This window comes from Chromobacterium sp. IRSSSOUMB001 (assembly GCF_023507765.1).
Taxonomy (GTDB): domain Bacteria; phylum Pseudomonadota; class Gammaproteobacteria; order Burkholderiales; family Chromobacteriaceae; genus Chromobacterium; species Chromobacterium haemolyticum.
Genome location: NZ_JALCYU010000011.1, coordinates 100,037 through 113,687, shown reverse-complemented (window position 1 = coordinate 113,687; position 13,651 = coordinate 100,037). Strand labels below are relative to the sequence as shown.

13 protein-coding genes are annotated in these 13,651 nt (G+C 66.4%); 8 read left to right on the top strand and 5 right to left on the bottom strand.

Annotation, left to right across the window (positions count from 1 at the left end; translation table 11 throughout):
- Nucleotides 1-14: 14 nt before the first annotated feature.
- Nucleotides 15-1,661, bottom strand: a complete 1,647-nt coding sequence (locus MOV80_RS15670; RefSeq protein ID WP_249605289.1) for an acyl-CoA dehydrogenase family protein — start codon at nt 1,659-1,661, stop codon at nt 15-17.
- Nucleotides 1,662-1,718: 57 nt separating this feature from the next.
- Between MOV80_RS15670 and MOV80_RS15665 the strand changes: the two genes are divergently transcribed.
- Both MOV80_RS15665 and dapA read left to right on the top strand, forming a co-directional pair.
- Nucleotides 1,719-2,363, top strand: a complete 645-nt coding sequence (locus MOV80_RS15665) for a TetR family transcriptional regulator (protein WP_019101192.1) — start codon at nt 1,719-1,721, stop codon at nt 2,361-2,363.
- Between the two features lie 82 nt (nt 2,364-2,445).
- Entirely contained in the window at nt 2,446-3,348 is a 903-nt protein-coding gene (gene dapA / locus MOV80_RS15660; protein WP_107732362.1) for a 4-hydroxy-tetrahydrodipicolinate synthase, read from the top strand.
- 57 nt (nt 3,349-3,405) lie between these two features.
- Here dapA and MOV80_RS15655 read toward each other — a convergent pair whose 3' ends face one another.
- Together MOV80_RS15655 and MOV80_RS15650 are read right to left on the bottom strand one after the other, a co-directional pair.
- Nucleotides 3,406-3,906 (bottom strand): YajQ family cyclic di-GMP-binding protein, encoded by a 501-nt coding sequence (locus tag MOV80_RS15655; protein ID WP_249605288.1) that lies wholly within the window; start codon nt 3,904-3,906, stop codon nt 3,406-3,408.
- A gap of 55 nt (nt 3,907-3,961) precedes the next feature.
- Nucleotides 3,962-4,834: a MurR/RpiR family transcriptional regulator gene (locus MOV80_RS15650; RefSeq protein WP_019099885.1), complete on the bottom strand. Its 873-nt coding sequence runs from the start codon at nt 4,832-4,834 to the stop codon at nt 3,962-3,964.
- A 297-nt stretch (nt 4,835-5,131) separates the two neighbouring features.
- On the opposite strand from MOV80_RS15650, the gene MOV80_RS15645 reads away from it, so the two are divergent.
- The 6 genes from MOV80_RS15645 (at nt 5,132) to MOV80_RS15620 (ending at nt 12,198) form a co-directional block, all read left to right on the top strand.
- A complete protein-coding gene (locus MOV80_RS15645) occupies nt 5,132-6,502 on the top strand; it encodes a glutamine synthetase (protein ID WP_118267170.1) in 1,371 nt (456 codons plus the stop codon).
- On the top strand, nt 6,503-7,888 hold the full coding sequence (locus MOV80_RS15640; protein WP_118267167.1) for an aldehyde dehydrogenase family protein: 1,386 nt from the start codon (nt 6,503-6,505) through the stop codon (nt 7,886-7,888).
- 4 nt (nt 7,889-7,892) lie between these two features.
- The gene (locus tag MOV80_RS15635; RefSeq protein ID WP_043592148.1) at nt 7,893-9,053 is read left to right on the top strand and encodes an iron-containing alcohol dehydrogenase; all 1,161 of its coding nucleotides are present in this window, start codon (nt 7,893-7,895) and stop codon (nt 9,051-9,053) included.
- On the top strand, nt 9,053-9,763 hold the full coding sequence (locus tag MOV80_RS15630) for a gamma-glutamyl-gamma-aminobutyrate hydrolase family protein (protein ID WP_043592147.1): 711 nt from the start codon (nt 9,053-9,055) through the stop codon (nt 9,761-9,763). Before MOV80_RS15635 ends, MOV80_RS15630 begins: the two co-directional genes overlap by 1 nt.
- 159 nt (nt 9,764-9,922) lie before the next feature.
- A complete protein-coding gene (locus MOV80_RS15625; RefSeq protein ID WP_205422992.1) occupies nt 9,923-11,461 on the top strand; it encodes an amino acid permease in 1,539 nt (512 codons plus the stop codon).
- Nucleotides 11,462-11,562: 101 nt separating this feature from the next.
- A complete protein-coding gene (locus tag MOV80_RS15620; protein ID WP_118267165.1) occupies nt 11,563-12,198 on the top strand; it encodes a LysE family translocator in 636 nt (211 codons plus the stop codon).
- A gap of 220 nt (nt 12,199-12,418) precedes the next feature.
- On the opposite strand, the gene MOV80_RS15615 is transcribed toward MOV80_RS15620, so the two are convergent.
- Together MOV80_RS15615 and MOV80_RS15610 are read right to left on the bottom strand one after the other, a co-directional pair.
- Complete coding sequence (locus tag MOV80_RS15615) at nt 12,419-12,622, bottom strand: DUF2788 domain-containing protein (protein ID WP_019099892.1); 204 nt, start codon at nt 12,620-12,622, stop codon at nt 12,419-12,421.
- Between the two features lie 116 nt (nt 12,623-12,738).
- Nucleotides 12,739-13,623 (bottom strand): DMT family transporter, encoded by an 885-nt coding sequence (locus MOV80_RS15610; RefSeq protein WP_043592144.1) that lies wholly within the window; start codon nt 13,621-13,623, stop codon nt 12,739-12,741.
- Nucleotides 13,624-13,651 lie beyond the last annotated feature (28 nt).

The window sequence follows — 13,651 nt, the reverse complement described above, 5'->3', positions numbered from 1 at the left end:
GTTCTGAGACCGGCTCAGGCCGGCAAGGCGCGCTGCAAGATCGCGTTGACCTGCAAGCGATTCGCATCCAGCGCGCCGGCCACCCGCCCCCACTGCCCATCGCTCAAACGGCTGGCGACGAAACCCTGCGCCAAGGCCGCCGGCGCATGACGCGTCAGCAGGCAGCCCTGCGCGGTCAGCGCCAGCAATTGTGCAAAGCGCCGGCCCAGGGGCTCCAGCTCGGCCGGCCTGGCGGCCAGCTCTCGCAATTGCGCCAGCGCCGCGGCCAGCGCCGGATCGCCGCCGGACAGAACCGCCAAATCCTCCAATAAAGCCTGCCAGGCTTGTGGCTCGCGCTGCAGCGCCCGGATCACATCCAGACACATCACATTGCCCGAGCCCTCCCAGATCGAATTCAGCGGCGCTTCGCGATACGCGCGCGCCATCGGCCCATCAACATAGCCGTTGCCGCCAAACACCTCCATCGCCTCTCCGCTAAGCTCCACTGCCCGCTTGCACACCCAGAACTTGGCCGCAGGCATGACAATGCGTTTCCACCCCCGCTGCGCCGGCGCGTCATCCCGCTCGAAGGCTTCAGACAGACGCGCCGCCACCTGCAGAGCCGCCTCGCTCTCCAAGGCCAAATCCGCCAGCACCGCGCGCATCAGCGGCTGCTCGGCCAAGCGCTTGCCGAAGGCCATGCGCCGCCGCGCATAGGCCAAGGACTGCACCACCCCCTGGCGCAACAGCGCGGCGCTGCCGATCACGCAGTTGAGCCGGGTGTAGCCGGCCATCTCGATGATGGTGGGAATGCCTCGGCCTTCCTCTCCGATCATCACGCCCCAGGCATCCTGGAATTCCACCTCGCAGCCGGCGTTGCTGCGGTTGCCCACCTTGTCCTTCAGGCGCTGGATCCGCACCGCATTACGCTCGCCATCCGGTCGCCAGCGCGGCACGTAAAAGCAGCACGGCGCGCCGTCGGCGGTTTTGGCCACCACCAGGTGAGCATCGCACATGGGCGCGGACCAGAACCATTTGTGGCCGCGCAGCCGGTATTCGCCGCCTCGGCCTCCGGCGCCCAGCGGCGTCGCCTGCGTGGTGTTGGCGCGCACGTCGGAACCGCCCTGCTTCTCGGTCATGCCCATGCCTATCCACGCCGACGCCTTGCGTTCCAGCGGCAAATCGCGGCTGTCGTGAACACGGCTGAACAACTTGTCTCCCAACAACGCCCACAGCGCCGGCTCGCGCCGCAGCAAGGGAATGCCGGCCTGGGTCATCGTCGCCGGGCATAGACTGCCGGCCTCCACTTGGCCATGCAAATAGATTCCGGCCATCGTCGCGCTCCAGCGGCCTGTCCGTTCGTTGTCGAAAGGCATGCTCACCAAGCCCTGTTCGCGATACAGCGCCAACAACTGGTGCCAGGCCGGGTGGGAGTCCACTTGGTCGACGCGGCGGCCGCGGCGGTCGAAGGCGCGCAACTCCGGCGCATGGCGGTTGGCCTGCTCCGCCAGTTCGAAACTATCCGCCTTCCCCAGGCGCTCGCCGTAAGCGCGCAGCCCGGCCTCGGCCCAGTCCGCGTCGGCGCGCAGCAGAACCTCGCGCAAGGCCGGATCGCTGTCGTACAGCGAGTAGTCCGCCAGTTCTTCGTACTGGTTGCTCACTTCATGGGTTTGCCAGATCATCGTTCCGTCTCCCTCGCGCCGCTCAGCGGCCATGACGAAAGTATAAGGAAAGCGGCGATGCGACATGTTCGGGTTTCCCTTACCGCGGCGCAGCAAGCCGAGCAGGCCGCGCCGGCCACGCGCAGGCGTCCGCGCCAGTCGCGTTCGCGCGCCAGCCTGATCGCGCTGCAGCAGGCCTTTGTTCAGGTTTTGCTGGAACGCGGCTACGCCAAGACCACGGTGCGCGAGGTGGCTGCCGTCGCCGGCGTGGCGGTCGGCACCTTTTATCAATACGTGCGTAATATGGACGGCCTGGCCGCGCTGAGCATCCACCAGCATGTGCACGCGCTAGCCGGCGCGCTGCGCCAATGCGCCGCCGCCCGCCGCGGCGCGGATCGCCGCGATATCGCCGTCGCGCTGCTGGCCTTGCAACTGGACACGGTGCAGCGCCAGGCTGCGGCCTGGAGCGCCTTGTTCCAGTTGGAGCGGAGAGTGTCCCCGCTGGAGGCCTACCGACGCCACTACCAGCAATACGTGGACATCTGGCGCGCCGCCTTGGCCAGCGCCGCCGAGCCGCCACCGCGGCTGGACGCTGCGGCGCGCATGGTCCACTGTCTTTGCTACGGAAGCATTTCTCAGGCCTTGCTGACCCAAGGGCCAACCGCGGATCTCGCGGCGCTACGCCCGGAGCTGGAGGCGGCGCTCAGCGCCTGTCTGGGCTGAAACCGCGGGAAAGGCTGCGCGATAAGGAGTAGAATCGGCCTCAGCCGCCGTCAAGGCGGCCAAGAAGAACAAAGGAAGCAAAATGACAGAACATTGGGGCAAGGTGCTGACCGCCATGGTCACGCCCTTCGACGAGGCCGGCCGGCTAAACCTGGACGCGGCGCGGCAACTGGCCAGACATCTGGCGGCCAACGGCTGCGACGGCCTGGTGGTGGCGGCCACTACCGGCGAAGCGCCGACGCTGAGCGATCAGGAACGGCGCGACTTGGTTCGCGCGGTCAGCGAAGCCGTGACCATCCCCGTGCTGGCCGGCACCGGCAGCAGCCACACCGAACACGCGATCGCGCTGACGCGCGAAGCCTCCGACCTGGGCGCCGCCGGCGTCTTCGTGGTAGGCCCCTATTACAACCGCCCGCCGCAAGCCGGCATCGAAGCTCATTTCCGCGCGGTGGCCGCGGCCACCCGGCTGCCGCTGATGGTCTACGACGTGCCGGGCCGCACCGGCCGCCGCATCGCCGCCGACGTGCTGCTGCGGCTGTTCCGCGAAGTGGACAATATCGTCGCCTTCAAGGACGCCACCGGCGACCCGGCCGCGGCCGCCGCGCTAATAGCCGCGGCCGGCGAGCATTTCGCGCTCTATTCCGGCGACGACGCCCTGACCCTGCCTTTGCTAGCCGTGGGCGCTGTCGGTGTGGTCGGCACCTCCACTCACTGGACCGGGCCAGAGTTCGCGCGCATGATCGCCGCTTTTGAACAGGGCGACACGGCGCTGGCACGGCGCGTCAACACCGGCTTGCAGGAGTCCTTCGTCTTCTCCAACACCGAAGCCTCGGTGTTTTCGATGTCGGTGAAAGCCATGCTGCGGGTGCAGGGCCTGCCGGTAGGGCAATGCCGGCTGCCGTTGCCGCCCACCGGCGCCGCCGAGGAGGAACAGGCGCGGCTGGTATGGGAGCGGCTGCAATTGCGTCGCGCCGCCGCCTATTAAGCGCTGGCCATGAAAAAAGGAGCCGACGGGCTCCTTTTTCACGTCTAACAACAGCGTTCAGTCGCGGAAGTTGTTGAATTGCAGCGGAAAGCCGTTTTCCTTGTCGTCGGCGATTTCCTTGCGCATCAGCGCAATGCACTCCTGCAGCACGTCGCGCTTGGCGCCGGACACGCGCACCGCCTCGCCCTGGATGCTAGCCTGCACCTTGAGCTTGGCGTCCTTGATCAGCTTGACAATCTTCTTGGCCAGGTCGGACTCCAGCCCTTCCTTCACCGTCAGCACTTTCTTCACCTTGTTGCCGCTGACTTTTTCCAGCTTGCCGTACTCCATGCAGCGCACGTCCACGCCGCGCTTGGACAGCTTGTTCACCAGGATGTCGTTGACCTGGTCCAGTTGGAACTCGGCGTCGGCGTACAAGGTCAGCTCCTTGTCGCCGGTTTCGATGCGGGCGTCGCTGCCCTTGAAGTCGTAACGGGTGGACACCTCTTTATTGGCTTGCTCCGCGGCGTTGCGCACTTCCACCTTGTTCACTTCGGACACGATATCGAAAGACGGCATGAAATATTCCTAATAATGCTTGATGACGCCATTTTAGAGGCTGACCTCGCCCTTGTCACTCGACCGCCCCCTCCTCGCCTTCGCCCAGCCGCGCCCGCATCGCTTCCACCTCCTTGAGCCGGCCGCTGATGCGGTCCCAATGCCGCGCGTTCAAGGCGGCGATCACCGCGTCCACCAACATCATCAACGGCGTGTTGCTGTCCCAGCCGGCCGGGCCGGCCGTATGCGCCGCCAGCGTGTAGCGCGCCACCCGCGCCACCGGCGACAGCCATTGGTCTGTGAACAACAGCACGCTGGTCTTGCGCTGCGCCGCCATTTCCGCGATGCGCAGCGCGTCGTCCCAATAACGGCGGATGTCGAAGATCACCAGCACGTCGTGCCGCCCCATGTCCACCAGCGAATCCGCCCAACTCGCCGGCACGCCGCGCAAATGCACCACGTCCGGCCGCACCACTTTCAGGTGATGGCAAAGATAAGCCGCCAGCGGATCGGTCAGCCGCCCGCCCAGCAACCAGATCCGGTGCTTGCGTTCGCCCAGCAGGTCCACCGCGCAGTCGAACTCGGCGCGCGGCACCTGAGCAGCGGTCTGGCGCATCAAATCGGCGATGCGCTCCGCGTGACTGGCCAGAAAATCGTGATCGCCCTGCAGTTGCCCCGGGTCGTGGCGCATTAACGGCGATTGCAGCCGCAGCTCCAGTTCGGCGCGCAAGGCCCCCTGAAAAGCGGCGTAATTGTCGAAGCCCAGCTTGCCGATCAGGCGCAGCACCGTCGGCCCGCTAACGTCGGCGCGCTGCGCCCATTGCGCGATGGTTTCCAGCCCCGCCACCGGGTAGTTGGCCAGCAGTGCCCGCCCCACCTTGCGTTCGGTGGGGGTCAGCGCTTCGAACAGCGCGCGGACTTGCTCCGCGATCGAACGGCTTTGGCTCATTCTGTTGTCCCTTTGGCGATGCCGGCGTTTGCCGTGCCGCGCAGCATAACAGCGCCGGTATAAAAACGGCATTGTGTCATTGTGCCCACACTGCCGGCCCCATTCTAATATCTATTACAAATTTGGCTTGATTCATTTTTTTTTAACGAATAATACTACCCAAACAACATGGCAACGACAAAAAGCAGCCCATAAGGCAGCGATAAACCACTGCCAAAACAGACAGTTGCAAGCCAGACGATGAACGCTCGGCCGGTATCGGGGAAGTCAGACCGCGGCAATCAGGGAGAGACAGCGATGGAAGCACGCGACGTAAAGACAATCGCGGATTTGAAGGTTTTGATCGAAGAACGCCGCCTGAGTCAGATCAAGGTGGGCCTGGTGGACATGGACGGGGTGATGTGCGGCAAATACATGTCGCGCGACAAATTCCTGTGCGCGCTGGAAGGCGGCTTCGGTTTCTGCGACGTGGTGTTCGGCTGGGACGTGGGCGACAAGCTGTACGACAACACCCTGCTCACCGGCTGGGGCCGCGGCTACGGCGACGCCGAGGTGCGGCTGATCCCCGAATCCTGCCGCGACCTGCCGCTGGAAGGCGATATGATCTTCGTTCAGGGCGAGGTGGTGGGCCGGCTGGAAAGCCTCTGTCCGCGCGGCCTGCTGCGCCGGGTATTGGAGCGCGCGCGCGCCATGGGCTTCGACGTGCTGGCCGGCTTCGAGTACGAGTTTCTGGCGGTGGACGAAGACAACGAGGCGCTGCAACAGCGTCTCTATCAGCACCCCAAGCCGTTGGGCAGCGGCGCCTTCGGCTACTCCATCCTGCGCAGCTCGGTGAACACCGACTTCTACCGCGCCTTGCTGGATCTGTGCGAGCGGATGCAGATGCCCATCGAAGGCCTGCACGAGGAGACCGGCCCCGGCGCGCTGGAAGCCGCGCTGTGCGTGGACAACGCCCTGCGCGCCGCCGACAACGCCGTCTGTTTCAAGACCTTCTCCAAGGTGCTGGCGGAAAAACAGGGCCGCATGCTCTGCTATATGGCCAAGTGGCACCAGGAGCAATCCGGCCAGGGCGGCCATATCCACATCTCGCTGCGCCGCCGCGACGGCGGCGACAGCGCCTTCCATCAACCGGGACGCGAACACGCGATCAGCGACGCGATGCGTCATTTCATCGGCGGTATCCAGCGGTTGATGCCGGAGTTCATGAGTCTGGCCGCGCCCACGGTCAATAGTTTCCGCCGGCTGGTGCCCGGTTACTGGGCGCCCACCAGCTCGCTGTGGGGCGTGGACAACCGCACTGTGGCCATCCGGGCGATTCCCGGCAGCGCCAAGTCGCAACGCGTCGAATACCGGCTGCCGGGCGCCGACAGCAACCCCTATCTGGCGCTGGCCAGTGGCCTGGCCGCCGGCCTCTACGGCATTGAACACCGGATCGAGCCGGAAGAGCCGGTCAGCGCCAACGGCTATTTGCTGGAAGCGCCGCCCCATTTGAAACTTCACCGCACCTTGTGGGAGGCCGCCCAGGCGCTGCGCGCCTCCAGCGCCGCCCGCGACTGGTTCGGCGACGATTTTGTCGACCACTTTGCCGCCACCCGCGAGTGGGAAGAACGCGAGTTCCAGCGCCACGTCACCGACTGGGAATTGAAACGCTACTTCGAGATCATTTAAATGAGCGCAAACTACTCCGTCATCACCCCGCTGGACGGCTCCATGCTGTTACAGCGCAGCTATACCAGCCCGGTCCAGACCCAGGCCGCGCTGGACGCCGCCCGCGCCGCCCAGGCGGGCTGGCGCGCCACCCCGCTAGCCGAACGCAAGGCCTTGATCAACCGGGCGGTGGACTGGCTGAACGCCCACAAGAGCGACTGCGCCGACGCCATCACCCGCCAGATCGGCCGCCCCATCCGCCAGTCCCCTGGCGAAATCGGCGGCCTGACCGAGCGCGCCCGCCATATGCTGGATATCGCCGAGGAAGCGTTGGCCGATCTCCACCCCGCGCCCAAGCCCGGCTTTGAGCGTTGGCTGCGCCGCGAACCGCTGGGCACCGTGCTGGTGCTGGCGCCATGGAACTACCCCTTCCTCACCGCCGTCAACACCATCGCGCCGGCGCTGGCCGCCGGCAACTGCGTGCTGCTCAAGCACTCCTCGCAAACCCCCTTGATCGCCGACCTATTCCGCCAGGCGTGCGCCGCCGCCGGCCTGCCCATCGGCGTGTTCCAGACCCTGGAGCTGGACCATGCCGCCACCTTGAAGCTGACGGCCGCGCCCGAGATCGACTTCGTCGCCTTCACCGGTTCGGTGAGCGGCGGCCGCGCGGTGCAGCGGGCGGCCGCCGAGCGCTTCATCGGCGTCGGCCTGGAACTGGGCGGGAAGGATCCGGCCTATGTGCGCGCCGACGCCGACCTGCCGGCGGCGATAGAAAATCTGGTGGACGGCGCCTTTTTCAACTCCGGCCAGTCCTGCTGCGGCATCGAACGCATCTATGTGCAACGCGGGCGCTACCGCGACTTCGTCGATGGCTTCGTCGAGCTGACCCGCGCCTATCGCTTCGGCCATCCGCTGGACCCGGACACCAATCTGGGACCGATGGTGCGCGCCGGCGCCGCCGACTTCGTCCGCGGACAGATCCAGGCCGCGCTGGCCGCCGGCGCGCGCGCCTTGATTCCGGCCGGTCATTTCGCCGCCGACGCGCCCGGCAGCGCCTATCTGGCCCCGCAGGTGCTGGTGGACGTGAATCACTCCATGAGCGTGATGCGCGAGGAGAGCTTCGGCCCGGTCATCGGCATCATGGCGGTGGATTCCGACGAAGAAGCGCTGCGACTGATGAACGACAGCGCCTACGGCCTGACCGCCTCGATCTGGACCGCGGACCGCGACGCCGCCGTCCATCTCGGCCAGCAATTGGAAACCGGCACCGTGTTCATGAACCGCTGCGACTATCTGGACCCGGCGCTGGCCTGGACCGGGGTCAAGGACACTGGCCGCGGCGTCTCCCTGTCCACGCTGGGCTATCAGCAGCTGACCCGGGTCAAATCCTTCCATATCAAGGGGTAAGGCGATGCAATTGCAAGGCAACTGGAACTATCCGACCAGCATCCGCTTCGGCGCCGGCCGCGCCGCCGAACTGCCGGCGCTGTGCCGCGAACTGGGCATGCGCCGCCCGCTGCTGGTCACCGATCCCGGCCTCGCCAGGCTGCCGATGCTGGCGCGGCTGCAAGCCCTGCTGAGCGACGCCGGCCTGGAGACGGCGCTGTTCAGCGATATGCGCCCCAACCCGGTGGGCCGCGACGTAGACGCCGGCGTCGCCGCCTTCCGCGACGGTCGCCACGACGGCGTGGTCGCCGTCGGCGGCGGCAGCGCGCTGGACGTGGGCAAGGCCATCGCGCTGATGTCCGGGCAAAAACGCCCGCTGTGGGACTTCGAGGACGTGGGCGACAACTGGCTGCGCGTCGATCCCGCCGGGGTCGCGCCCACGCTGGCGGTGCCCACCACCGCCGGCACCGGCTCCGAGGTGGGCCGCGCGTCCCTGATCATCGACGAAGCCGCCCACCGCAAGGTCATCATCTTCCACCCCGCCATGTTGCCCAAGCTGGTGCTGGCGGACCCGGAACTGACCGTCGGCCTGCCGCCGGCGCTGACCGCCGCCACCGGCGTCGACGCACTGGTGCACAATCTGGAAGCCTTCTGCTCGCCGTTCTACCACCCCATCGCCCAGGGCGTGGCGCTGGAAGGCATGCGACTGGCGCACGACTGGCTGCCGGCGGCCCACGCCGACGGCGGCAATCTGGAAGCGCGCGCCCAGATGCTGTCCTGTTCCATCATGGGCGCCACCGCCTTCCAGAAAGGCCTGGGCGGCGTGCACGCGCTGGCGCATCCCATCGGCGCGGTGTTCGACACCCACCACGGCCTGGCCAACGCCGTGCTGCTGCCCTATGTGCTGGTGCGCAACCGGCCGGCGATAGCCGAACGGCTGGCCGCCGCCGCCCGCTATCTGGGCCTGGCCGACGCGGACTTCGACGGTTTCCTGGCCTGGGTGCTTCAATTGCGCGCCGGCCTGGGCATTCCTCACACCCTGGCGGAGATCGGCGTCGGCGCGGACGCCGCCGCCGACATCGGCCGCATGGCCAAGGCCGACCCCAGCGACGGCGGCAACCCGCTGCCGCTGTCCGCCGACGACTATCGCGCGATCTTCCTCGCCGCGCAGCAAGGCAGGCTGTGATGAGGCGCCCGCTGATCGGCCTGACCACCTACCCCGCCGCGCCCGAGCACGGCTATCACACGCCGCTGGAATACGTGGCGGCGGTGGTGCGCGCCGGCGGCGCGCCGGTGCAGTTGCCGGCGCTGGGCCCCGACATGGTGGACAGCTGGCTGGACAAGCTGGACGGCGTGGTGCTGATCGGCGGCGGCGACATCGACCCTGCCCGCTTCGACGGCGGCGGCCATCCCACCATTTACAACCTCAGCCCGGAGCGCGACGCCACCGAAACCGCGCTGGCGCGCGCGCTGCTGCAACGCAAGCTGCCGACGCTGGCGATCTGCCGCGGCCTGCAAATCCTCAACACCGTGCTGGGCGGCAGCCTGCACCTGCACCTGCCGGACGTGGTGGGCGAGGCCGTGCCCCATCGCGCGCCACCGCGCGCGCCAACCCCTCACCCGGTGCGCGTCGCCGCCGATTCCTGCCTGGCGGGCCTGATCGGCACCGAAGCCCTCACCCAGTCCTGGCACCACCAGGCGATAGACCGCCCCGGCCAGGGGGTGGTGCCGGTGGCATGGGCGCCGGACGGCGTGATTGAGGCGATAGAAATCGCCGGTTTCCCCCAGCTGATCGCGGTGCAATGGCACCCCGAACTCTCCGCCGAGCGCGATGACGGCCAGCAAAGGCTGTTCGACGCGCTGGTCACCATGAGCGGCAGTCCGCCGCCCGGCTGAGCAAGGCCGCGCCTCGCCTCGCCTCAGATTCAGATATAGACACGAAGCCCGGATCACCGGGCCAGAACCCGGCCGGCTTCCGCCGCCGTTCGGGCGTCGGCGCGTACCCGCGCCTTGGCGGAACAACAGCAGCAAACAGACAAATGAGAGAGGAACATCATGGAACCAGTTCGGCATGAATCCGCGCCCGTGGGCGAGGATGAGAAACTGTTGCACAGCATGGGTTACGCTCAGGAGTTGTCCCGGCGCATGAGCGGCTTTTCCAACTTCGCCATCTCCTTTTCCATCATCTGCGTGCTGGCCGGCGGCATCACCGCCTTCCCGGCCGGACTCAGCGCCGGCGGCGGGGCGGCCATCGGCATAGGCTGGCCGGTGGGCGCGCTGTTCGCCGCCATCGTCGCCGCGGCGATGGCCCAAATCGCCTCCGCCTACCCCACCGCTGGCGGGCTCTACCATTGGGCATCCATCCTGGGCGGCAAGGGCCTGGGCTGGACCACCGCCTGGATCAATCTGCTGGGGCTGATCTTCGTCACCGCCGCGGTCAACTTCGGCGTTTATGATCCCTTCTTCAAAACCCTGGTCGCGCCGCTGCTGGGCCTGAATCCGGAACAGCTGGGCTGGGGCCATCAGACCCTCTTCCTCGCCGTGGTGGCACTGAGCCAGGCCTGGCTCAATCACCTGGGCATCAAGCTCACCACCCGGCTGACCGATCTGTCCGGCTATCTGATCTTCGTCGTCACCCTGGCCTTGGTGGTGTCGCTGCTGATCTACGCGCCCGGACCGCTAGACTTTTCCCGGCTGTGGACCTTCCACAACTTCAGCGGCGCCGACGGCGGCGCCTGGCCGCGGATGGACAATGGCGTGATGGTGTTCCTGGCCGGCTTGCTGCTCACCGTCTACACCCTGACCGGCTACGACGCCTCCGCTCACACCTCGGAGGAGACCCGCGAGGCGGCGCGCAACGTGCCCAAGGGCATCTTGCGCTCGGTGTTGTGGTCCGGCCTGTTCGGCTACCTGATGATCTGCGCCTTCGTGCTGATGCTGCCGGACCTGGGCGCTGGGGTCAAGGCCGGCATGGGCTTTTTCGACCTGCTACTGAGCGCGCTGCCGCCGGCCTTGAAAGCGGCACTGGGCATAGGCATCTTCCTGGTCAACTATCTGTGCGGCCTGGCCTGCCTGACCTCTACCTCGCGCATGATGTACGCCTTCGCCCGCGACGGCGGCTTGCCGGCCTCGCGCTGGCTACGCCAAGTGCATCCACAGCACCGCACGCCAGGCCCGGCGATCTGGGTCAGCGCCGTGCTCGCCATCGCCGCCACCTTGTACGGCGACGCCTTCCTGGTGCTGTCCACCGGCGCCGCGGTGTTTCTATACATTTCCTACATTTTGCCCTCCGCCGCCGGCCTGTTCGCCGAGGGCCGCAGCTGGACCCACAAGGGGCCGTTCGATCTGGGCCGGGCATCCAAACCCATCGCCGCGCTGGCCACGCTGGGCGGCGCGGTGTTGGTCTTCGTCGGCATCCAGCCGCCGAATGAAAAGGTCCTGTACCTGACCATCGCGCTGCTGCTGGTACTGGCCTTGTTCTGGTTCGCCTTAGGCGTGCGCAAGCAGTTCAAGGGGCCGCCCACCGGCCAGCGCATCCAGGGCCATCAGGCGCATATCCGCGAAATCGAAAGCGCGCTGGACGAGGCTGGCTGAACGCGCGGTCAGAACGGGAGGCCGGCGCTGCCGGATAAAGCGCTTGTCTCCCGACGGCAAATGCGGAATCATCCGGACACGAACCACCGCCAGAGAAACCCATGCTCGTCACCCCGGAACAATTGCTCGCCTTCACCGCCGCCGCCATGCTGATCACGCTGTCGCCCGGCCCGGACAATCTGATGGTGCTAAGCCAGGGCATTGCCCGCGGCCGCCGCCAGGGCGTGGCTTTCGGCCTGGGTTGCGCGCTAGGCTGCCTGAACCACACGGTGCTGGCCGCGCTTGGCGTCAGCGCGCTGATCGCCGCCTCGCCGCTGGCCTTCACCCTGCTGAAGTTCGCCGGCGGCGGCTACCTGATCTATCTGGGCTGGCAGGCGCTGCGCAGCCCCGGCGCCAACTTCCGGGCCTCCGCCGGTCAGGACTCCGCGCCCTTGGCCACCACCTTCCGCAAAGGCTTGATCGCCAATGCGATCAACCCCAAGGTGGTGTTGTTCTTCCTCGCCTTCCTGCCGCAATTCGTCAATCCGGCTCAAGGCCCTGCCGGGCTGCAAATCGCCGTGCTCGGCCTGGTCTTCACGCTGCAAGGCGCGTTGATTTTCGGCTGCCTCGGCTATTTCTCCGGCGCCATCGGCCAATGGCTGGCCAAGAGCCGCCGCGCCAGCCAGTGGCTGGACCGCGCCGCCGGCAGCGTGTTCATCGCGCTGGGCCTGAAGCTGATACTGGACCGCGGCCACTAGCGGCCCACACGTTTTCCGTAGGCGATAAAAAAGCCGGCAAGCAAGCTTGCCGGCTGTTCGCGGTATCGCGAGCCTTAGAACGTGTTTACGATCTCGCGAGCCAGAGCGAGACAAGGCGAAAACCGCTGAGAAAGCGGAATGTACAGAGGGTACATGAGCATTTCGAAGTAGTACTCACCGTGCCACGTTTCACAAAGCACAGCAGATCGTAAACAGGTTCTTACTTCTGGATCAGGAACTCCACCAACACATTCTTGAACAGGAAGCCGGACACGCCGAAGCCCAGCACCAGGAACAGGATGAACATGCCCATCTTGCCGGCCTGAGCCTTCTTGCCCAGGTCCCAGATGATGAAGCCCATGAAAATGATCAGGCCGCCCAGGCACACGATCATCGAGATATTGGTGAATTGTTCTTCCGACACTTGTTGTCCTTTGCGTCCACAGCCGATCACGGTCCGGCGGGGTCCTGGCGATGCCGCCCCGCCTAGCGGCTAATAAGATACTCGCCATCGCCCGCCGGCTCAATGCCCGCGCGCTGCTATCGGCGCCAGCGCAGCCGCTGCAGCACCAGGGCGACGCCCAGCGCGGCCAACAGCATACCCACCACCGCCAGCAGGCTCAGCTGTTCGTCAAACAGCCACCAGGCCTGCACCGCAGCCAGGCCCGGCGTCAGATAGAAATAGCTGGCCACCTTGCTGACCTCGCCGTCCTTCAGCATGCGCATCAACAGCAAGATGGCCAGCACCGACAGCGCCAGCACGCTCCAGCCCAGGGCCAGCGCCAGTTGCGCGTTCCAATGGATGGCGTCGCCGCGCTCCAGGCCCAGGGCCAAAACGCCGGTGATCAGGAAAGCCGCCAGATATTGGTGGAAAGCGCCGGTCAGCGGGTTCACCCCCTGGCCGAAGCGCTTCTGGTACAAGGTGCCGGCGGTGATTGCGCACAAGGCCAGCACCGTCAGCCACAGGCCGGGATTGGCGCCGAGCTGCAAGCCCTTGCCGCCCAACACCACCAGCAGCGCGCCGCCAAAGCCTATCGCCAGGCCCAGCCACTGCATCCGGCTCAGCCGCTGCTCGCCCATCAACCAGCTCAACACCGCGGTCAGTATTGGTTGCAGGCCGACGATGAGCGCGGTGATGCCGGCCGGCACCGCCAGCTTAATGCCGGCGAAGCTGGCGCCCAGATAGAGGCCATGCAGCATGGCGCCACATGCCCATTGGTGCTTGGCCGCTGCCAGACCGGGCCAGGCGGGACGGAAGCAGGCAATCAGCGCGCCGAAGCACAGCAGGGTCAGCCCCATCCGTATCGCCAAAAAGGTGAACGGGCCGATGAAAGGCAGGCCTAACTTGGCGCCGATGAAGCCGGTGCTCCACAACAGCACAAAGGCCCAAGGAATCCAGGCGTTGGATCGATTATTGGTTTCCATGTCGAATTTTCATTAAAAAAAGCCCCCA